This is a genomic window from Paenibacillus sp. WLX2291 (assembly GCF_046603665.1).
Lineage (GTDB): Bacteria > Bacillota > Bacilli > Paenibacillales > Paenibacillaceae > Saccharibacillus.
In genome coordinates, this window is record NZ_CP176755.1 from 1,612,974 (window position 1) to 1,633,885 (window position 20,912).

Consider the following 20,912-nt stretch of genomic DNA (forward strand, 5'->3'; position numbering starts at 1 on the left):
AAACAGAACTATGGCACTACACATCGTACTCGTGGAACCAGAGATACCAGGAAACACCGGCAATATTGCCAGAACATGCGCAGCTACGGGGATTCACCTGCATCTTGTACGCCCGCTAGGCTTCAAAACTGATGATGCGACGCTCAAAAGAGCAGGACTGGATTACTGGCATGCAGTCAATATTGAGTACCACGATTCATTTGAAGAGGTTCAAAAGTCCTACTCAGGTCATCGTTTCTTCTATGCGACGACCAAGGCTAAAAACAAATATTCTGATTACACATTTCAGGATGGCGATTTTTTCGTATTTGGCAAGGAAACCAAAGGTTTGCCACCCGAGCTAATTGCAGCTAATCCCGATACAGCCATAAGAATGCCAATGACTGGCGATGTGCGTTCGCTAAACTTATCGAACTCCGCAGCCGTTATTGTTTATGAGGCGCTTCGGCAGCTGGATTTCCCCGGTCTTGATTAAAGGGGAGTCGGTGAGAAAAGCTTGGTTTCTAAAAGAAGGAAGCGAAATTAGTAAAAGTTAGCAGGATTCAACAAGTAAGCGGAGAATATAGTGGAGAGTGGAACAGAGAATATATAGCTGATATTCCAAATTTTATGATCCAATATTCTTCCTTCACTTGCGTGAGCACAACTATCGTGCTCCAGTATCAATAATTAGAGAGGTGTTAATTGTATGAAACCGGCAGGCGTTGTACGTAAAGTTGATCAATTGGGAAGAATCGTATTACCAAAGTCTCTGCGCAAAAGATATCAAATGAATGAAGGTGACCCAGTCGAAATTCTGGTACAGGGCGACCACATCATTCTGGAAAGATATCGTCCAAAATGTGTATTTTGCGGCTCTATGGAAGAAGTAAGTGAATTCAAAGAGCGCTACATCTGTGCTCAATGCGTAACGGAAATGAACCTGATTCCTAAAAATGCCTAATTTATTTAATGAGTAACATCGATATATAAAGACGATGAGCATATAAGCTGCTCATCGTCTTTTTTTATGCGCTATAGTTCATATTTTATACGCTGTTGGTTTGTTGTTATTTAAAGAATAGGAAGTTGGTAGCTACGGGACGGAGATTACCGTCGGACGGGTGGTTGACCACGCGTCCGTTCAGGATCAGCGAAGTGGAACCGCCGCCGTCCAGATTGTAGGCATCTACAACGCCCATTTTATACAGTTTGTCCTGTAATTCTTTGAGCGTTGCGCCAGAGCTTCCGTTCTCATTATACCCATCGGCGGCGATAATAATGAGCTGATCATCCTTATATTTGCCGATCACTGTGCGTGGGGCACGTAGCGGCGTTTTTTGCCATTTGGCGGGTATAGCGACCTTTTGCCCGTTTTTGATCAATACAGGAACGAAGGAGGCGCCAAATGATGGACTGAGCGCATCCAGATTCGCCTGACTGTTGAATTTGCCACCGATCAGTTGACCGGAACGATTCAGACCGACGAAAAATAGATCTTTGAATGTTGCCTGAAAGCCATTCACGTATTTGCCATCCAGTACAGTAGTGCTGAGCGGATATCGCTTGCCACCAGAGTCGGCGAATCCGCCTGCATTGATACCAGCGATGGCACCATAGCGCTGCGTCGCAGTGAGTGTCGTTTCCGCACCGCCAAATGTATCTTTGCCGAGCGTCATCTTCATCGCATCGGGATCAAGTAGTTTGATCTTCATCGCATATGCTTTGTACATGCCGGGGTTGAGCCGGAACAACTCGATTTGAATCCGGTCGCTATTTACACGCTCCGCGGCGGCACCTAGCTTTGAAGTGATGCGCTTGTTGTAGATTTGCTCTGGTTTGGCAGCTTGCACGGTCGCCGTTTGGACGATTGAAGACATGGCGGTGGTAGTCTGATTGTATAGACGCGTCGTTTTCTCAATAGACGTCGATGTTTGCGTGGCTACCTTTTCCGCCTGATCTAGCCCGTTCATGATGGAAGTGGACTGAGCAGTTAGCGTTGTTTGCGGTTTATAGGTGTCCAGATCTAGCGACACGGTCAGCTGCTTCGGTTGTAGCAACAAAACGATCAATAGTCCGATAAACGGAGCCAGTGCCAGCAGGAAGAACCGATTGACAGTTTTGACACGCATCGTCATTTGAGTAACTCCATTTTCTTTTGCAAGGTATTCAATTGCTTCTGCACTTCATTCAGCTGAGTGTACAGTTTGTTGCTATTGTCGGTTTTGCTGCTGGCGTTGTCTTTGGTAAAGGTGAGTAGTTCGTTGAACGAATCGACTTTACTTTGCAGGTCGTTCATTTCCTTTGACATGCTGCTCAGTTTGGTTTCGTAATCGGTTTGCAGCGCTGCAATCTGGCGCTCGGTATCCGCCTGAATCGCAGTAATCATCTGCTGTTTGACATGGTTGCTATATAAATAAGCAGCGGTCGCGCCGATAGCTATAATCAATATCCAGAATAACAAAAACCATTTGGCAGAGGACCCTCTGGAGGTCTCGATCCGTGATGCGACACGCCGATTAGACTCTGCTTTTGAATCCATAATGATCACCTCGGTACATACAATAGTTTGAAGAATATCGTCCATTTTAACATGACGTATAGGGAGCGTCCATTTCCGTAAGCTATCAGATCACGCTAGGTGGATTGTACTTGCATGATTGATGGACGATCTGACAAGGATAGCAAATGTGCAATGAATCATGCTCATTCTGGAACGTTAAACGCAAGGGAGAATGAATAGTTTCGCATACATTTACCCATTTTCTCAAAGAGAGCGATGGATGGATGAACGGATAATAAGGCGACAGCAGTTATGCTGGTATCAAGTACAAATCGCTGAGAGTCGGCATGGCAGCTAGGTCGAGAAAGACATGTTTTGACCGTTTTAAATGAAGAAAAGAAAAAGATAGGATTAAAAATAGTCTGCACGTAACCGATAGTAACTATACAGTCCCACCGAGGATCAATGTCTGAAACAGGGAGGAAGTGCCCCAATGGATAGTACATGGAAGGTTATCATTATTGATAATCATCCCGCATTAATGCTGGGAACCAAATTGATACTGGAAGAGACGGATAATCTGAGTGTTGTCGGTACAGCCGGTTCGGTTAAAGATGGACTCAAGCTTGCCGCACGCGTGAAACCACATCTGATCCTGCTGGACGATTCGCTGCCAGAAGGCAATGCAGAACTATATTTGCGTCAAATCAAGCGCAGCAGTGAGCAGAGTCATGTCATTGTACTGACGGGTGATAACAATCTATCATTGTTCGCTGGCTTGATGAGCATGGGCGCAAGCGGTGTATTGTCCAAAGAATCGTCGCCTGCACAATTGCTGCATCTGATCAGCGGATTGCGTCAAGGATTGACGGTAATTCCGTTGTCGTGGCTTAGCCATGGCGTTGTACCGGTTCCTGCACAAATACCGACCGACGGTTATTTTGAATTGTCTCCACTGGAACACAATATTATGACACAGATTACACAGGGGTTTACATACGATAAGATCGCTGAGACGATCCGTGTAAGCCGCCGATCTGTCGATAATTATTTACGCAAAATCTACGATAAGCTTGGCGTCAACAGTCGTGCGCAAGCGATTGAAAAATATACACTGTATTCGCATACCGCTTCGTTTAAAGGGGCATTGGAGAGTCATCCCAGTGTCGCGACTGTAGAATCCGGTGTTACACTGGATAATGTATTGCCTCATTCGCCTGCAACTGCGGCAAAAAAGGTTGCCCTTGATTCAAGTTCAGGTGTATGATCTTGAAAAAGCATCGTACAGGAGGCTGGAACGGTGAAGTTCTCATTTGCATCCAGGGTTGGCAAAATGCCGCCATTTTCAGTCAGACCGGCAGCGGACAATCAGCGCCGCGAATCATGGATTTCGCTGGCGGAAGAGTTGCCTGCTGAGGAGTTGTTCCCGCTTGCCCAGTTGGGGGAAGCGGCAGGGGCGGTATTTTCGGCAGGTCCGCTTGATTTGCAGTATGGTGATGTAGCCGGTTCGCCTGAATTGCGAGAATGGCTGCATACCCGCTGGCAAAAGGATCAGAAGCTCGTCGTCGATCCATCGCATATTTTGCTCACATCCGGTAGCCAGCAGACGATTGATCTGCTAGTGCGTATTTATGTGAACAGCGGAGATGTCGTACTGATCGAATCGCCCGCGCCACCGGGCTGTTTGCAGGTGCTGCATTTGCAAGGGGCAAAGGTAGTGCATGTAAATTGTGATGCCGATGGTATGGTGCCGGATCATCTGGAGCAATTGATTACACAGCATCAGCCCAAGCTGTTATTCGTATCACCGAACTTTGGTAACCCAACCGGACGTGCATGGAGTCTGGAACGTCGTCGTCAAGTGGTAGAGCTATGTCGCCGATATGAGCTATTAGTCGCGGAAGATGATGCGTATGGTGATCTGCATTTTGGATCGGAGCAGGTACGTTCCTTCCGTCGTCGGTATCCGAGTCTGTTTCAACTGGATCGCGAACAGGGTGGCAATCATGTGCTGTATATCGGTTCATTCAGTAAAACGATTGTACCAGCGCTGCGGATTGGCTGGGCGGCTGGCGATCCGCAACTGATCGAGGTACTATCGGCAGCCAAGCAGACGGCAGATTGGCAATCCAGTACGATGAACCAAGCGATTCTGCTACGTTTGCTGCAATCGCCACGTTTTGACTGGGATAGCCATATTACGATGCTGAACCGGGAGTATGAGATTCGGCTCAAGTTGATGCTGGAATTGTTGAAACGACCGAACTGGCGTGGTACTGAGGTCGAGATGCCGGTCGGCGGCATGTTTTTGTGGGCGCGGTTGCCGGATGGGCTGGATGGTGAGGAATTGCTGAATCGGGCGTTGGCGAGAGGGGTCTCCTTTTTGCCGGGTCAACGTTGTTATGCCGATGGGCAGGGCAGCAGCAATATTCGCTTGAATTTTAGTCATCCGGGGCGCGAGGAATTGCTGCTCGGTATGAACCTGATCTCTGAAGAGATCGCTGAGCTACGGAATCGCTAATCCGCTTGGATGCTAATGAACCCTGTTCTGTAAGGGACAGGGCTGACATAAGGCGGATGATACATAGGAATAGAATTGACGAATACGGAATGGCGTGGATGGATAACTGTCCGCGCCATTCTTGTTGTTCTATTGCTGGATATTCTAGTACTGAATACGATGTGTAGATGTGTAGTTGATATGCATTTGGCTACTCAAATCATTCGTTGTGTATAAAAATGATGCTGGCATGGTCGACCAAATTGCATCTTACAGCTGTCCAAAGCGCTGGATGATGGACGCATAATCGCGCAGTGCCTGTTTGCCAGTTGTCGTGAGTCGGTATCGTCCGCGTGCCATACGTTCAAACCAGCCGTAATAATTTTGCTGCATGATCGATGCTGCTAGCGGGACGCCGCTCAATTGACGCAACGTAGCAGGGGAGATGGCTTCCTGATCGCCAAGTGCATAGGCGACGCGCAGCGCCTTTTCCCGGTAAGCGGTAATCAGTGGAACGCCGCTACTGCCACCCAGATTGTAGTCGCCGCTGCGCTCTGCGAGTTCTTTTGCCAGACGAGCACGCTTGCTGCCTTTGCGCGGAGCAGATGGCGGCGTGCTATTCAATGCTGGCGTGCATAGTATTTCCACCAGTGGACGTTTGGTCTGGTAAAAGGTTACAGTGATCAGACCGAGCTGTAGTCGCTGACAGAGTTGAATAAGTTCGCTCCAACGCTGATTGTGCGCGCCTTTTTTGGCACGGTTGCGTTCTACGGCGACGTATACATTGCTACTGAGTGTTTGCCGCTCCAATCCTTGCAAAATGAGCGCCAGATTGAACGTTTTTTTGATCTCAATAATGAGTGGTTCGGGATCATTCTGACGTGTGCCGACCAGATCGCAATGACGGACTTCGCTCTTGATATCATAGCCCTGAAGGGCGAAAAAGTGCTTGATCGGAAGGTATAATTCGCTTTCTTTTTGAACAGCCATATCGGAAGATTCCCCTTTTGCCGTATGAATATATGTGAAGATTATGTGGATCGGTAATATCGGTCAAATGATGTCTGTACATGATGGGATTTTATTATAAAACAAGTGTGCTGGAGAACCAAAATTTTTTTGATAAAAAAACAGAACTTCTTTGACATTTCCATACAACGGTGTATAATGGAAATAGTGCGAATAATTTTATGGAATAAGGTGATTACTCATGAAAAAAGAAGGACATCCTAAATTTCAACAGGCTATTTTCCTGGATCCAAGCTGTGGATATAAATTCCTGAGCGGAACAACTAAACATTCCAGCGAAACTATGGAATGGGAAGATGGCAACACTTACCCTGTAATTCGTGTGGATACTAGCTCTGCTTCCCACCCGTTCTACACTGGTAAACAAAGAAACGCAGACGTGGGTGGCCGCGTAGACAAGTTCAACAAAAAATACGGCTTGAAATAAGACCTGTTTCTTGTGAACCTCTCTTCACAACCATGCCGGTTGTGAACCGTCATAAAAAGCGTACCGTGATATCTTCGGATAAAAGCGGTACGCTTTTTTTGTTGTGGATCGGCATATGTAGTCGACCTGCGCCTTTTTTGATATTCATATCCAGCATGTTCAAGTACGGATAAAAAGGTACATCTTTGTCGTCGTATGCCCTCATTGCGATAGTCACTGTCGCCTAGGTTGCCCTACTCATTCGTAAATCTCGTGTACATAAGTATCTGCGTATCATTAAAAATAGCACTCCCTTTTCGCGAAAGTTTATACTGCGTTTACATTAACCATACACTGCATACAAAAATGACAGATATACTGTTCAGGAAACAGTTGGACATCTAGTGCATGTAAAACAGGCTGAACCGCGTAATCCGGTTCAGACGACCATGGTGAAAACAGGTGGAGTTGAATATCATGATGGAACTTACGATTCTTGGCGGCGCGGGCGAGCATGGACGATCCAGTTATCTGCTGAGGCGGGAAGACCGTTATTTGCTGCTTGATTGTGGGATGGAGCTGCCACGGGATGAGCACGATTTTCCTGCCCGAATGACGTATATGTTATCACGAACACAGGCTGTCTTTTTGTCACACGCGCATGAGGATCACAGTTCCGGTTTGCCGTTATTGGAGCAGTATGGATATACCGGCGATATTTGGACGACGCGGGCTACGCTCAAGCAATTACCGGTTTGTCTTCGTATGCATGAGCAACATCTGAACGAGCAGCACTATGTGGTTGCTGATCACAAATCAGACCAGTGGTCGTATCATACCGCTAGTGAACTAGCGAATCCGTTGACGTATGAACATAATGATAATGATCAGCGACAAGTAAAAGTCTCCAGCGATGCTGAACGAAAGCCGCTGTCTTCTCTAAAATTCCGCTATCTGGAAGATGTCGCACCGCCAGGAGAATGGACATGGCTGCGTCCAGAGCTACAAGTATGCTGGGGACGGGCAGGTCATTTGCCGGGTTCCATCTGGGTTGCAGTGAACTGGTATGGCAAGACGATCTTTTATACCGGTGATTATAGTGCCGAATCGCGACTACTGGAAGCAGATCGTCCGCTGCATCATTCGCGTATTATCTCGCGTGCACATCCGTCACCTGGGCAAATTCCAGATCTGGATCTGGCAATTGTCGATGCGGCGTATGGTGTAGATACAGATCGGCAGGGCAATAAGCTATCACAGTTGAGTCGGTATATGAAGGAAACGTTGAAGCGCGGAGGTGCGATTCTCCTGCCGGTACCGTTATATGGACGCGGACAGGAATTGATTCTGTGGGCGCGTGAGCAGTTTGCTCAGATTCCGATTCTCGTAGAGCAGGATCTGCTGGAAGCGCTAGAGTTGTTCGCTGCTGAACCGCGCTGGCTGCGTAGCGATGGAGCGGAGCGTATTGCACAGCTATTGAAGCATCCACAATTGTATCGGCTGACGGATGAGCATTCGCGCGAAGCCTTATTTCGCCAGCATCCTAGTTCGATTCTGTTTACCGACGACGGGATGCTGCAATCGGTCAAGGCACAGCAGCATTATACTCGTATTGCTACGAGTGCTGTGAATCGGGTGATTTTTACCGGTGATCTGGCGCATGGCTCATTCGGGCGGTTGCTGCTGATGGATATGGAGCATCAGGGCTGTCAGATTCATCATGTGCGCTACAAGGTGCATCAAGGGCTGCCGGATGTGCGGCAAATGCTGCTTGACCTCAAAAGCCCGCGTACCCTGCTCGTACATGCGACACGTCCGCGTACCGATGGACTGGCGCTAAGGCTGGAGCAGGAAGGCTTTCAGCAGGTACATTCGCTGAAGCCGGATGATCAGTTGTATTTTTGACCGTATATAAGCACGAAAAAGAAGTGCGCCGCAGAGACGCACTTCTTTTTGCTAAGCAGGTTCATGTAGAACCCACTCTGCTGAACTTACTGATTCTGTTAGATGGTTCATTGGCAATGAGCATTCGTTCCAACACTACTGCTCATGCACACGGTATCCTTGCTTCTGCCGAATCGTGTTGCTACGTTCTTGCTACAAAATCAATATCCGCCTTGATCCATTCTACTCATAGTGGCAAAGAATGCCGCGCCGAAAATCGCAAAGAAGATAATGTACAGCACGATCCAGATCGCTGCCCACAGCAGTGCGGCTTTGGCGTAGTTCGATTTGGACAGTGGTGCGCTGTTACCGAATGCCCAGACGAACAGCATAACGATATTGACGACAGGAATCGCTAGCAGCAGCAGGGTGATCATCCAGTCTTTGACACTCAGTACACCTGCGCGCGGGTTGTAACCACCGGGTGGGTAGTTCGAGTCTGGAGGGTAGTTCGGATTTTGTCCGGGTGTGAATTCCGGATTGGGTTTGTTAAAATCCAATTTGTTCTTCCCCTTTCAAATATATGTATTTGGTGTGAAAGCTGTAAAAAGCCCACCTTATCTTATACCCAGACACCAAGCTGACAACACACGTATATGTAAAATGTTAAATTCGAACTATTTTGTATACCAAATTTTCGTAAACATGCATTGTATAGACATGTTTAAAATGATTAAAATAGAGAGAGCAAGTAGCGAAATGATAGGATTTAGCATCCTATCTTGAAATGGATAACAGAATACGTTACGCTATACATATAGATAAAACCGAGTTAAACGATATGAATTACATAAAAAGCTATGATTTTTATGTACAAAGCTATTGCAAGTTACTAAAAGTATCTTTATAATGAGATTTATTCAAAGGTTAGCTTGCGAAACTTTCAAAAACGTCTTTCATGGTTAATGAAATAGAATCATGATGATAATCATCAGCTATCGTAATGAACAATCGAATAGAGATCTTCGGGGTAAGGTGAAATTCCTGACCGGCGGTAAATGTTGACGATGTCGACAGCAGCCCGCGACTCACTGTTCCAATTTGGAGCAGTTGACTGATCTGGTGCAATTCCAGAGCCGACGGTAAAGTCCGGATGGGAGAAGATCAACACATAAACCTGTACAGGTTTATTTGCCGATGGACAACATTGGTATATCCTATGTACATGTTTATTTGATCAGCCCCTGAATGTCGGTTCCCGATGCTCAGGGGCTTTCCGTATAAGATCGCCTATTCAAATTCTAATCATATTAAGGAGTTTGAATTATGGAAAACGTCAACTATCGGTTTCAATCTGCCGCTGAAACCAAACAACGTCATGTCAAAAGCGGCTTCTGGCTCGTCTTTATCGGGGCAGCACTATGGGGTGTTGATCCGCTATTCCGTATTATTTTGCTGGAGTCGTTCACATCGACCCAGATCGTATTGCTGGAGCATCTCGTAGCATTCCTAGCTGCCGCTCCGATTTTGTGGATCAATCGTCATGAGCTGCGCGGTCTGAAATGGCAACATATCGGCGCGCTGCTGTTCCTATCTTGGGGCGGCTCGGCAATTGCGACTGTACTGTTCACGATGGGGTTATCGCATGGCGATCTCAACGCCGTCTTATTATTGCAAAAGCTGCAACCATTATTCGCCATCATTCTGGCGCGTCTACTATTGAAAGAAACATTGCCACGCGGTTTTGGCTGGCTGTTCGTTCTGGCGCTGGGCGGTACGTACTTGCTAACATTCGGCTTTGCCGTTCCGATTGGTCATTTTAACGATTTTGCACAGGTCGGTTCCTTACTCGCACTCGGCGCCGCTGCATTATGGGGTGGATCAACCGTTATGGGGCGTCTGATGGTCGGCAAAATGAAATACGAAACGGTCACCTCGCTGCGCTTCATTCTGGCGATTCCATTACTGCTCGTCTTGACCTTGAACGAAAACGCAGCATGGAGCCTGCCTGCAGGTGCCATCCCTGTCCTGCTCGTCATCGTCAATCTGGTCGGTCAAGCTCTGTTGCCGGGACTGCTCAGCCTGCTGATGTACTACAAAGGCTTGTCCACGACCAAAGCATCGGTAGCAACGCTAGCAGAATTAAGCTTCCCGATGGTCGGTGTCCTGATCAACTGGATCGTCTATCATCAGGTCGTAACGTGGTCGCAACTGCTCGGCTTCATACTGATCTGGGGCGTTCTGTTCGCCATTTCCAGACAACAACAACCAACTGAAGCCAAAGACCCGGTTCCTGCTACTTCCTAACGATCAGTACGCAACTGAAATTGGTATGTAAATGCTCTTTCACTTTCGATAAAAGCCTAACCAAAAGCTACGTCAACTCAATCAAGTGAGTTTGCGTAGCTTTTTGAATATATGCAGCAGATGGAATCTATATAAAATCATCCACACACGGTGAGCAGGGATAAGGTATGATGGATACAAATTTAATTGTAACCGCTTACGATATTGTTGTAGATGCTGTCCTGCTGCTTTGATTGGGAACCTATATTGTATCTGAGGGAGGAGCTTTATCATATGAAATATGTCCAACATCCAACTGCGCGCAATGATCGCGACCAACGTCTGCCACGACCGGAATATCCGCGTCCGCAACTGGTACGGGAAGATTGGATTAATTTGAACGGGACGTGGGCGTTTGCGTTTGACGATGAACACCGCGGAGATGCAGAAGGCTGGCATATACGCGGACAGGGGACATTTGACCGCAGCATTGAAGTTCCGTTTGCCTTTCAAAGTGAATTGAGCGGTATTGGTGACACCGGATTTCACGATCTGGTCTGGTATCGCCGGACACTGGAGCTGCCGACCGACTGGGCGGGGAAACAGATCATCGTTCATTTTGGTGCGGTTGACTATGCGGCAACGGTCTGGGTAAATGGACAATGGGCGGCGGCACATGAAGGCGGGCATACGCCGTTTCAAGCGGATATTACAGCGTTGCTGGATAAGGAAGATACAAACGAAATTGTGGTGCGCTGCGAGGACTTTAGCCGTGATGTAACGCTGCCGCGCGGTAAACAGTACTGGCTGGAAGATTCAGCAAGTATCTTTTACACTCGGACGACTGGAATCTGGCAAAGTGTATGGCTGGAAGTGGTAGAGCCGTATCACTTGCAGCGTCTGCGCTTGACGCCGGATATTGATCGCAACGAGATTCGGATCGGGCTGAAGTATACGCCGGAAACGGGACGTGCGCTACATACGAGCTCTTTTCAGGTACGATTGATGGTGGATTTTGACGGAGCAAATATCGCGAGCGACGAATTTTCCTTGCGCAGTGTGGAGCCGTTCCGAGCAATTGGGCTGAATGACTTTAACGATCATACACAGGGGCGCTGGTGGAGTGCTGACCGACCGAATCTGTATGATCTGCGGGTGGAGCTGCTGCGTGACGGCGAAGTGGTGGATACGGTGGACAGCTATTTTGGTATGCGCAAAGTGTCTATCGACAACAGTCGGTTTTATTTAAACAATCGGGCTGAATTTCTGCGGCTCGTCTTGGATCAGGGGTATTTTCCAGATGGCATTCTCACACCGCCGTCGGATGCAGCGATCCTGCGAGATATTGAATTAACACAGCAAATGGGCTTCAACGGTGTGCGCAAGCATCAGAAGACGGAAGACCCGCGCTTTCTATACTGGTGCGATGTGAAGGGGCTGATGGTGTGGGGCGAAGCTGCCAATGCGTATGATTATTCCGAGCAATATGTGAACCGGTTTACCCGCGAATGGCAGGAGATCATTCAGCGTGATTACAACCATCCGTCCGTGATCGTCTGGGTGCCGCTTAACGAGAGCTGGGGCATTCCGAATGCGCTGGTCGATCAACGTCAACAGCAGCATGGGCTGGCAATGTATCATCTGACTCGTTCACTGGATGAGATGCGCCCGGTCATTTACAACGATGGCTGGGAAATGATGAAAACCGACATTGTGGCAATCCATGATTATGCGTGGGAAGAGCAGGTGCTGACAGACCGTTATGCTAACGTGGAGACAGCTGTTAACGCGACGCCGGGCAATCGCCACCTCTTCGTCGGTGGTGCGCAGTATGAAGGGCAGCCGATTATGATCACGGAATTCGGCGGCATCGCGTACCAGACAGGGGAACAGGAGGGCTGGGGCTACTCCGGTGCCGAGAATGACGACGATTATTTGCAGCGTCTACAGGCGGTCATTCGTCCACTGTACGGCTCGCCGATTGTGCGTGGATTCTGTTATACCCAGTTGACAGATGTGGAGCAGGAAATTAACGGTCTGCTGACTTATGATCGCCAGCCGAAGGTTCCGCTGGAGCAGATTCGGCGGATTGTGCTGAATCAGGAGTAGAATGTGTAATAACGCAGGAATGACTATGCACACTTGGACTGAAGAAATGCCAATCGATTGATCTTGTACCTGACAAAGAACCTGAACGTGTATAGATACATGTATATCCTTTGCCATAAATACACGCATAACAAGTGATCGTTATGCAGTGATTATGATGGGAAGAAGTATGCAATCTGTACACCGTCTCAGGTTCTTTTTGCATGTATAGTGTAGTGCGATAAAATAATACCTGTATATTTTACATAAAAAAGGGAACTCATGGACGCTGTGCTCAGTCTACATAGAGAAGGCTCAGAGCGAGAGAGAAGGAAGGGGATATTGTGGACGATAGGGAGCTATTTGAGACATACCGGGAATCGGTCTATCGGTACTGTCTGTATATGACGGGCAATCCTGCCGATGCCGAGGACATTTGTCAGGAAGTGTTTATTAAGGCATTGCTGGCAAAGCGGGATCATATTACACATGAAAAGGCATGGTTACTGCGCATCGCCGCGAACGAATGTCATACTCAGTTTCATCGGCGTACTAGTCGCAAGCGGCGAGAGCAGCGAGCATTTACGTTGCATTTGCCGCTATTGTCTGGCAAATCAGTAGAAACGCAGATTGAGCATGGAGAGACGGTGGATGAGTTTGCTAAGCTGTTGAATCATTTGTCAGTGCCGCTACGAGAGGTGTTGTTGCTGTATTACATGGGGGAATGCAGTACAACCGAGACGGCAGAGATTCTGAATATTCCAGTGGGTACGGTCAAATCCAGACTAAACCGTGCACTGAAAAAGCTACGCAAATATTCAACCCATTTCACCGACGATGCCCAGAAAGGAAGTGATATTCATGCCAAAATGGGATGAGCAGACGATCAAACGGCATCTAGACAAAGAACCGGAACAGACCCCGGATTACGATGGGATGTGGAGCCGCATCCAGCGGGAAGTCGATAACCGTCGCTCCGGTTGGAGTCGGGATGATCAGCCCAAGATGAAGCAGTTTCGTTCGCAGAAGCGGGGACGAAGAGGGGGAGTCATTGCGCTCGGTGCAGTTGCAGCGATTGGTATTGGGGTATTGGGTTGGCAGTACAATGAGCAATCTATACCGATACAATCGACTCAACAAGCAAGCTATAATGTAGAGTCTGCCATCCCACATGCACAAGATAATTCTCTCAATAAGAGCCTGCCAATAATAAAAAATCTGAACATTGAGTCTGTGCAAAATGGCGTAGGGCTAAGATTAAATACAGGACGCTTCAATGTTAATCCAGACGGAATTGAATCGTTAACGCTCAATTTCAGTTTATTTGGAATCGACAAATCCACATTCGATTATGCTTCATTTGTTGAGGGAGATCTTGTGAATGCTGAAAACGGAAGTGATGTTATCAGTACATTGAATGGATTTGACAAAGCTAAAAATTACTTTGCAGACGAAACGTTCTCCTTGAACGAATCTGCGAATATTATGGATAAGCAGCAGTATCTGGTGAAGTTCAAAGATCTAGTATTGATCAAGCATCATAACCTTAAATTGCCATCTAACATGCAGACAGGTAAACAATATACGATTCATCCCGGTGAACAGGCGAACTTCTTGCTTCACTCCCTTAACTGGTCGGATAACTATCGGAAACTGACTCTACGTTATAGCCTAGATCAAAGTGTGATCAAAATTCCAGACAATGATCAGTTTCATAAGCTACAGGCGATGAACAAACTTGTTTTGCGGAAAAATGGCGAGTTGCTAGATTATTCATCATCTCTTACTACTGAAGGAAATATTGTGGAACAGCAGTTTGATTTCAATACATCAATGGTAGATGATCAACAGGATATCGATTTCTATTTCGATTATGCCAATATCGTTCGAACACTAGATGGACAATGGACGATTTCGTTTTCTATGAATGAATAATCGTACACGATCATGTGAAAAAGTATTTTATATTATTCGCAACTTTTCCAGCTATGATGAAGTCTAAAAACAAGGACTTCAAAAATATGGAAAGGAAGATGGATATTGAAAACGATCAAAATGCTCTGGATCATCTCTGTATTGATGATCATCGGATTAGTGCCTACGTTGACCGCACAAGCAGCAACCGAACTAACCATTGTCACGCCTGCCGGGCAAAAATTGGACGGAGGCACCTTGACCACTTCGAGAGGACAACTCATGCTCCCGTTACGTCAGCTTGCCCAAGCCACCCACTCCCAATTTCACATTGCTGCAAACGGCACGATCACGCTGGCACCGTGGGCGGGTGAGGTATATACATTCAAGCTTGGTCAAAACGAATACAAGCTTAATGATGGAAAGCAAAACGTATTTCAGCTGTATACACCGATACAGAAGATGAACGGTCGTATGTATATTCCGGCTGCTGTTATCCGACAGCTAGGTTACAACTATACCTACAATAAGCAAACCTTGACGATTCAGCTGCCATTGAATAGAGATGATCGACAAATTTTGGACAAAGGCGATCTTGCGAGTGCACGTAAGCTGATTGTAGAAGGCACTCTAGTTTCGCTCCCCGGTGTACATAGTTTGCGACAGCCATTGGAAGTCACATCCAATGGAGAAATGTTGGATCGTGAATTTCTATTTCCGGAAGGAGAAGCACTACGGTTCTATTATATTTATGGAGATACGATTTCATTGATTGAATTCAAAGGCGATTTCCTAGTTATTACATGGCAGGCACATGGATTGAGCGCCGAAACAGGCGATTTCCATACGCTGAACGACCTACTTACATTTCAATTAAAAGATAAATGGAGCGATATTCCATTAAAGTATCAAAACTTTGTATATTATTTGCATGGAGGCTGGGGTGATAGTAGCTTAGTAGAAACAGGCATCATTCATTCAAATAACAGTTTTCACAGAACAGGTAGAGTATATAAGGTGGGAGGGGCAATTTCGGATCAATCGGGTACGATTTCGTATACGTTACCTGATGAAAAGCGCATCGATACGCGCTGAGATAGCGACGCATCTTTAAGAGTTAAAAGTATAGAAAGTAACAAGTTTTAAGTACATGCGGTCTAGAAAATAAGTAGGTAGCAAGTATATAGTTTTTTAAACGATAAGGAATTTCACCGATATCATAAGTAGACTTATACCAAAATAGTAGCAATGAGAAGATCAAGAGTAAAAGATCCAACCAGACTTCCCTAATGCAAAGTTCCTAAACAAAAACAAAATCAAAAACCAATAAACAAAGAACCTGTCCGTAACAAGATGCTGTAATCGGAACAGGTTCTTTGCTGTTGCATTGGATTCGCTAGCACATCAATAAACTGGCATGATATACCCCTAGATTCCTCATACTATTACCTGCTATACCCAATAAAATGGAACCGGTTCCTAAAGGAGTTGTCAGCTCTATCAATGTGCCGTATACTGTCAAAGTTACAGTCGTGTAACTATACTGAAAATTTGCGTAAGCTTGTTATATCAGTAAATAAGTAGCTGTATCAACTCATCATCCATCATTGTGAATTCCATTCCGCATTCACACATTCAACACCGAACATTGAACATTGAACAACATTTGCAATCCATAACATTGGCAAAGGAGGAATGCTTGTGCGGGAAGAAGAAACTGCTTCCCCGGCAGCGAAGCGGCTTCAACGCCGTCAGCATATGCAGCAACTGGCAGAACAGCTCATTGTACAATCCGGCGGGCTGCATAATGTACAGGAAGTATTGCATTGCACAACCCGTATCCGCCTGCGGCTGCATCATCCTGAGCTGGCAGATCACCTAGCGCTTGCCAATATTCCAGAAGTACAAAATATACGTCAGGTTGGTGGGCAACTGCAAATCATTGTAGGACCAGAGCTAGTATTCCGGCTGTATCGCCAGATTGAACGCCAGTTGCAGCAAAAGGAAACGACAGTACCACAACAGCATACGATGGAGTCAGAGACAGACGGATCTGTGGGTGAAGAATTAGCAACTCCACCATTCACTGCTGCGGCGATTCGTGCCAATGATCATCCCTCAAAGGATAATCTGCCACTCGTCAGACGTCCGCTGACTACGCGTATCGTAGACGCGGTATCGTTCTTTTCCGATATTATCGTGCCGATGATTCCAGTCTTTGTTGCGGCAGGCATGTTGCTCGGACTGGTTAGCTTACTGCAATTTGTCGGCTGGGCGCAAGCAGATTCCCTCTGGTTCCGATTGCTGCAACTGCTGACCGGATCGATTTTCCAAATCATTAGTGTGATGTTTGGCTATTATGCTGCCAAGCGATTCGGCGGTACACCTGTACTAGGCGCAGTATTGGGGATGTTAATGTCCAGGCCGGAGATTGTAGGCAGTGATGGTATGCCGCCTTCGGTTATTTCATCGTTCGGGTTAGTCGCCCTGCCGCAGTTCAGTTATCAGGGGACAGCAATTCCGGTCATCGTCGCCTCTATGCTGATGGCGATGCTGGAAATCCGCCTACGCCGTATCATTCCCGGTTCCGTACATGTACTGGTCATTCCGGTATTGTCACTGCTCGGTGGCAGTATGCTTGCGCTGTTCGTGATCGGTCCGCTCTCTGGATGGTTGGGTCATTGGTGTGCTGCACTACTGGAGCATCTGTATGCGTACGGTGGTACTTGGTTTGGATTGGTGTTGGGCGGGGCGTACAGCAGTATTGTACTGACAGGGCTGCATCAAGGGTTACAGGCGATTGAAGCAGGCTTGATCTCCAACCCAGATATTGCGGTGAATTTTCTACTGCCGATCTGGTCGATGGCAAATGTGGCACAAGGCGGGGCAGGACTGGCAGTGTATGTGCGTACCCGAGATTCCGTGTTACGCAAAGCGGCATTGCCGGGCGCACTAATTGCCTTTCTCGGCATTACAGAACCGGTCGCGCTTGGTGTCAATCTGAAGCTGGTGCGTCCATTTATCGCGGCGGCAGCTGGTGGTGCAGTCGGTGGCGCTTATATCGGCTGGTATCATGTGGTTGCTAGCTCTTTCGGGTTGACTGGCATTCCGATGCTGGCATTCATTATTCCGTTTGGCTGGTCTAATTTTATTCATTATATGACTGGCTTTGTGCTGGCGACGAGTACAGCATTTGTACTGACCTTGTTGCTGGGCAGAGATGGGCGTTCATCATAACGTATTGTGGAGGTAGATGACATGAAAATCAAAAAGATTCTGAACAACAACGCTGTCATCGTCGACGATCAGGGACAGGAGAAGATTGTGATGGGCGGCGGGGTGTCTTTTGAAAAAGGCAAAAACGATATCGTTGATCCTAGTCGCATTGAGAAAATATTCATTTTGGAAGATCAGGAGCGGTATGGGTATTTGCAGGAAATGCTGCAAAAGCTACCAGAAGAGGAGATCGCAGTGTCGGAGCATATTATTTCCCATGCGGAACGTGAGTTGAATGTTTCTTTTAATGAGCATATTCATATTGCGCTGACCGATCATCTGTCTCATGCGCTGGAGCGGCTGCGTAGCGGCATGATCATTCACAATACATTGCTGGAAGAAATACGAATTCTATATCCGGCAGAATTTCGCATCGGGTTATATGCTCGTGAACTGATCGCCACGCGTCTACAGATTGATATTCCTGAGGATGAAGTCGGTTATATCGCTATGCACATTCATACTGCTGTCATGAATGCAGGCTCTAGTGCTGCTTCTTCCGGTCTGGCAGCGCTCATTCGCGATATGGTAGAGGATATTGAATATGTGCTGAACCAGCCGCTAGATCGCAAGTCGGCAGCATATGAACGATTGATTAGCCAGCTGAAAAGTATACTGCAATCCTCGGTCGATGGTCATCCAGCTGCTGAATTGGATGAGGAGATCATTGTGATCGCTCGTGACAAGTATGCGGATTGGTATGCACAGGTGCAGGAGATGACCGATCATGCGGAGGACGAATATGGATATACCTTTACCGATAGCCAGCGTGTACTTATAGCGATTGAGCTGCAACGGTTGCAGGAAAGGTTGGGTCATCCAGCCCGTTGACACATCGTAGCTAGAAGCGTATGAACGACGAGAATGGACTTGGTTCATTACGAACAAGCAGCAGCATCAACTGTTATTCATACCGATACAGTTCCATATACCTGTTCCGCCTACTAAGCAGAACTATTCATTTTCAAAGGTTGTCTGGATAAAAAGTAGCAAAAATGTAACCTTCAATGACAAACTGTAACCTTTGAAAATGTGAGAATAAGACTAAAAATGATGATTTTTCATGAAAATTTGCGAAAATAGTCGTTTGTATCTGGTTGTCAAATTGGTTCATTCTCTCTATAGTACTGTCAGCAGCAGGCGGTATAGAATAGGTGTCAGCAACAGCATATCCGGGTGTGTTACTGGTAAAGCAGGCAAGACCTAAAAAACTCCGACTGGAGATCGCTATGTCCTATGACATGGTATCTGGTTAGGGATTTTTAGGTCTTTTTGTCGTCCAGTTCCTTCCGGCATTCCATATTCTGAAAGGGAGTTTGAATTATGAACATCAATCAATGGTATAAAAAGGCGGCTGTCGTTACGGTGGCAGCAGCGCTGTTGGCAGGCGGTACACCGGCACTTGCCAGCGGCTACGGACAGGATTACAATGGCGGTTCTCCGACACGTCCTACACATCCTGTACCGGAGAATCCAGCTATCCCATCGGTGATCGACGATACATACGGCTTCTCGCATATCACCCGTTTTGATGCACTGAAAATTCCACAGCAGCAACAGCAATCGCAATTTCAGGTGCCTGCATTCAACAAGGACGAGATACGCAATATTCCGTCTGCTGTCGGCAAAGATGCAAACGGCAATACGATCAATCTCGACGTCTGGGACACATGGCCGCTGCAAAATGCGGACGGTACAGTTGCCAACTATAACGGTTACGAGATCGTATTCGGTCTAGCTGGCGATCCGAAGAGTTCGTCCGACACATTCATCTATCTATTTTACAAAAAAGCAAATGACCAATCGCTGGACGCTTGGAAAAATGCCGGTCGTGTGTTCAAAGATACGGACAAGCTGGTGCCCAACGACTGGATTCTGAATCATCAATCGGAAGAATGGTCTGGCTCAGCAACGATGACCAAGGACGGCAAAGTACGCCTGTTCTACACAAACCGTCATCCATGGGATGCGGATCAAGGCTTCTATGGCAAGCAGACGCTGACAACTGCGCAGGTGAATGTATCACAACCGGAAGATGGCACATTAAAAGTGGATGGCGTGGAAGATTTCAAATCGATCTTTGACGGCGACGGCAAAATGTACCAAACGGTCAATCAGGCATTCAGCGCGGGTGACTATTCCGATAATCATACGCTGCGTGATCCACACTATGTAGAAGATAACGGTCACAAGTATCTGGTATTTGAAGCGAATACCGGCTCGGAAAGTGGTTATCAGGGTGACGAGATGTTTTACAACAAAGCCTACTATGGTGGCAGCGACGAATTTTTCAACATTGAACGGGAGAAGCTGCTGAATAGCCCGGACAAGGATTACATGTCTATCGCTAACGGAGCGCTTGGCATGATTGAACTGAACGACGATTACTCGCTGAAAAGAGTAATGAAGCCGCTGATCGCATCGAATACCGTAACAGATGAGATCGAACGCGCCAACATTTTCAAAATGGATGGCAAATGGTATCTATTCACCGATACACGCGGTGCGAAAATGTTCCTTGACGGTGTAGATGCAGAAGACATTTATATGCTCGGCTATGTATCGGATTCGATCGACGGACCATACAAACCGCTGAATGGAAGCGGGCTGGTGCTGCATCAGGATCTGAATCCGCGTGATGTGACATGGACATATGCGCACTTTGCGATTCCACAGGTGAAGGATAATAAAGTGGTCATTACGAGTTATATGACCAACCGTGGTTATTTTGCCAATCAGCAGTCGACCTTTGCACCAAGCTTCCAAGTGGCGATTCAGGGCGACCGTACATCGGTTGTACCGAACAGTACTCTGAATCAAGGTCAGGTAACAACGAAATAACGAAATAAAAAATACAAAATGACGAAATGGAAATATGCATGTTAATGTATAGATTCGTTTGAATCTATACAATCGGTTTGCTATGACCATGAAGTCTCATTTGAGGACTCGTTTGATTGAAGTTGAATTGGATACACCTTGGATGGAAATTGTCCATGGGCAAGAACGGGAATAGAGGGGGAGAAAGTTGGCGAATGACCGCCGCT

18 protein-coding genes and 1 riboswitch are annotated in these 20,912 nt (G+C 46.9%); of the genes, 14 read left to right on the top strand and 4 right to left on the bottom strand.

What is annotated here, in order from left to right:
• Positions 1-10 precede the first annotated feature (10 nt).
• Positions 11-475 carry a tRNA (uridine(34)/cytosine(34)/5-carboxymethylaminomethyluridine(34)-2'-O)-methyltransferase TrmL gene (gene trmL / locus ACDE64_RS06990; protein ID WP_411349472.1) on the top strand — a complete coding sequence of 155 codons (465 nt, stop codon included), beginning with the start codon at positions 11-13 and terminating at the stop codon, positions 473-475.
• Positions 476-688: 213 nt separating this feature from the next.
• On the top strand, positions 689-943 hold the full coding sequence (locus ACDE64_RS06995; protein WP_046215508.1) for an AbrB/MazE/SpoVT family DNA-binding domain-containing protein: 255 nt from the start codon (positions 689-691) through the stop codon (positions 941-943).
• Positions 944-1,049: 106 nt separating this feature from the next.
• On the opposite strand, the gene ACDE64_RS07000 is transcribed toward ACDE64_RS06995, so the two are convergent.
• Positions 1,050-2,117: a phosphodiester glycosidase family protein gene (locus tag ACDE64_RS07000; protein WP_411349473.1), complete on the bottom strand. Its 1,068-nt coding sequence runs from the start codon at positions 2,115-2,117 to the stop codon at positions 1,050-1,052.
• A complete protein-coding gene (locus ACDE64_RS07005) occupies positions 2,114-2,521 on the bottom strand; it encodes a hypothetical protein (protein WP_411345760.1) in 408 nt (135 codons plus the stop codon). The genes ACDE64_RS07000 and ACDE64_RS07005 overlap by 4 nt, the downstream gene beginning before the upstream one ends.
• A gap of 454 nt (positions 2,522-2,975) precedes the next feature.
• Here ACDE64_RS07005 and ACDE64_RS07010 point away from each other — a divergent pair, with 454 nt between their 5' ends.
• Both ACDE64_RS07010 and ACDE64_RS07015 read left to right on the top strand, forming a co-directional pair.
• Complete coding sequence (locus ACDE64_RS07010; protein ID WP_411345761.1) at positions 2,976-3,749, top strand: response regulator; 774 nt, start codon at positions 2,976-2,978, stop codon at positions 3,747-3,749.
• A gap of 33 nt (positions 3,750-3,782) precedes the next feature.
• Complete coding sequence (locus ACDE64_RS07015) at positions 3,783-5,003, top strand: PLP-dependent aminotransferase family protein (protein ID WP_411349474.1); 1,221 nt, start codon at positions 3,783-3,785, stop codon at positions 5,001-5,003.
• Between the two features lie 249 nt (positions 5,004-5,252).
• Here the strand turns inward: ACDE64_RS07015 and ACDE64_RS07020 are convergent, their stop codons facing one another.
• Positions 5,253-5,972 carry a DUF2161 family putative PD-(D/E)XK-type phosphodiesterase gene (locus tag ACDE64_RS07020; RefSeq protein WP_411349475.1) on the bottom strand — a complete coding sequence of 240 codons (720 nt, stop codon included), beginning with the start codon at positions 5,970-5,972 and terminating at the stop codon, positions 5,253-5,255.
• A gap of 220 nt (positions 5,973-6,192) precedes the next feature.
• On the opposite strand from ACDE64_RS07020, the gene ACDE64_RS07025 reads away from it, so the two are divergent.
• Positions 6,193-6,438 carry a type B 50S ribosomal protein L31 gene (locus ACDE64_RS07025; protein WP_367055359.1) on the top strand — a complete coding sequence of 82 codons (246 nt, stop codon included), beginning with the start codon at positions 6,193-6,195 and terminating at the stop codon, positions 6,436-6,438.
• A gap of 456 nt (positions 6,439-6,894) precedes the next feature.
• Positions 6,895-8,322 (top strand): MBL fold metallo-hydrolase, encoded by a 1,428-nt coding sequence (locus ACDE64_RS07030; protein WP_411349476.1) that lies wholly within the window; start codon positions 6,895-6,897, stop codon positions 8,320-8,322.
• A gap of 200 nt (positions 8,323-8,522) precedes the next feature.
• On the opposite strand, the gene ACDE64_RS07035 is transcribed toward ACDE64_RS07030, so the two are convergent.
• Positions 8,523-8,861 carry a hypothetical protein gene (locus tag ACDE64_RS07035; RefSeq protein ID WP_411349477.1) on the bottom strand — a complete coding sequence of 113 codons (339 nt, stop codon included), beginning with the start codon at positions 8,859-8,861 and terminating at the stop codon, positions 8,523-8,525.
• Between the two features lie 457 nt (positions 8,862-9,318).
• Positions 9,319-9,470: riboswitch (FMN riboswitch) on the top strand.
• Between the two features lie 157 nt (positions 9,471-9,627).
• Here ACDE64_RS07035 and ACDE64_RS07040 point away from each other — a divergent pair.
• From ACDE64_RS07040 to ACDE64_RS07075, 8 genes are all read left to right on the top strand, one after another.
• Positions 9,628-10,608, top strand: coding sequence for a DMT family transporter (locus ACDE64_RS07040; protein WP_411345767.1), 981 nt, complete (start codon positions 9,628-9,630; stop codon positions 10,606-10,608).
• 273 nt (positions 10,609-10,881) lie between these two features.
• The gene (locus ACDE64_RS07045; RefSeq protein ID WP_411349478.1) at positions 10,882-12,696 is read left to right on the top strand and encodes a glycoside hydrolase family 2 protein; all 1,815 of its coding nucleotides are present in this window, start codon (positions 10,882-10,884) and stop codon (positions 12,694-12,696) included.
• A 323-nt stretch (positions 12,697-13,019) separates the two neighbouring features.
• Positions 13,020-13,553, top strand: coding sequence for an RNA polymerase sigma factor (locus ACDE64_RS07050; RefSeq protein ID WP_411349479.1), 534 nt, complete (start codon positions 13,020-13,022; stop codon positions 13,551-13,553).
• The gene (locus ACDE64_RS07055) at positions 13,537-14,610 is read left to right on the top strand and encodes a hypothetical protein (RefSeq protein WP_411349480.1); all 1,074 of its coding nucleotides are present in this window, start codon (positions 13,537-13,539) and stop codon (positions 14,608-14,610) included. Before ACDE64_RS07050 ends, ACDE64_RS07055 begins: the two co-directional genes overlap by 17 nt.
• Before the next feature lie 105 nt (positions 14,611-14,715).
• Complete coding sequence (locus tag ACDE64_RS07060; RefSeq protein WP_411349481.1) at positions 14,716-15,684, top strand: stalk domain-containing protein; 969 nt, start codon at positions 14,716-14,718, stop codon at positions 15,682-15,684.
• Positions 15,685-16,290: 606 nt separating this feature from the next.
• Positions 16,291-17,826 carry a PTS transporter subunit EIIC gene (locus ACDE64_RS07065; RefSeq protein WP_411349482.1) on the top strand — a complete coding sequence of 512 codons (1,536 nt, stop codon included), beginning with the start codon at positions 16,291-16,293 and terminating at the stop codon, positions 17,824-17,826.
• 21 nt (positions 17,827-17,847) lie between these two features.
• Positions 17,848-18,696, top strand: coding sequence for a PRD domain-containing protein (locus tag ACDE64_RS07070; protein WP_411349483.1), 849 nt, complete (start codon positions 17,848-17,850; stop codon positions 18,694-18,696).
• A gap of 492 nt (positions 18,697-19,188) precedes the next feature.
• On the top strand, positions 19,189-20,706 hold the full coding sequence (locus ACDE64_RS07075) for a glycoside hydrolase family 68 protein (RefSeq protein ID WP_411349484.1): 1,518 nt from the start codon (positions 19,189-19,191) through the stop codon (positions 20,704-20,706).
• The last annotated feature ends 206 nt before the right edge of the window (positions 20,707-20,912 follow it).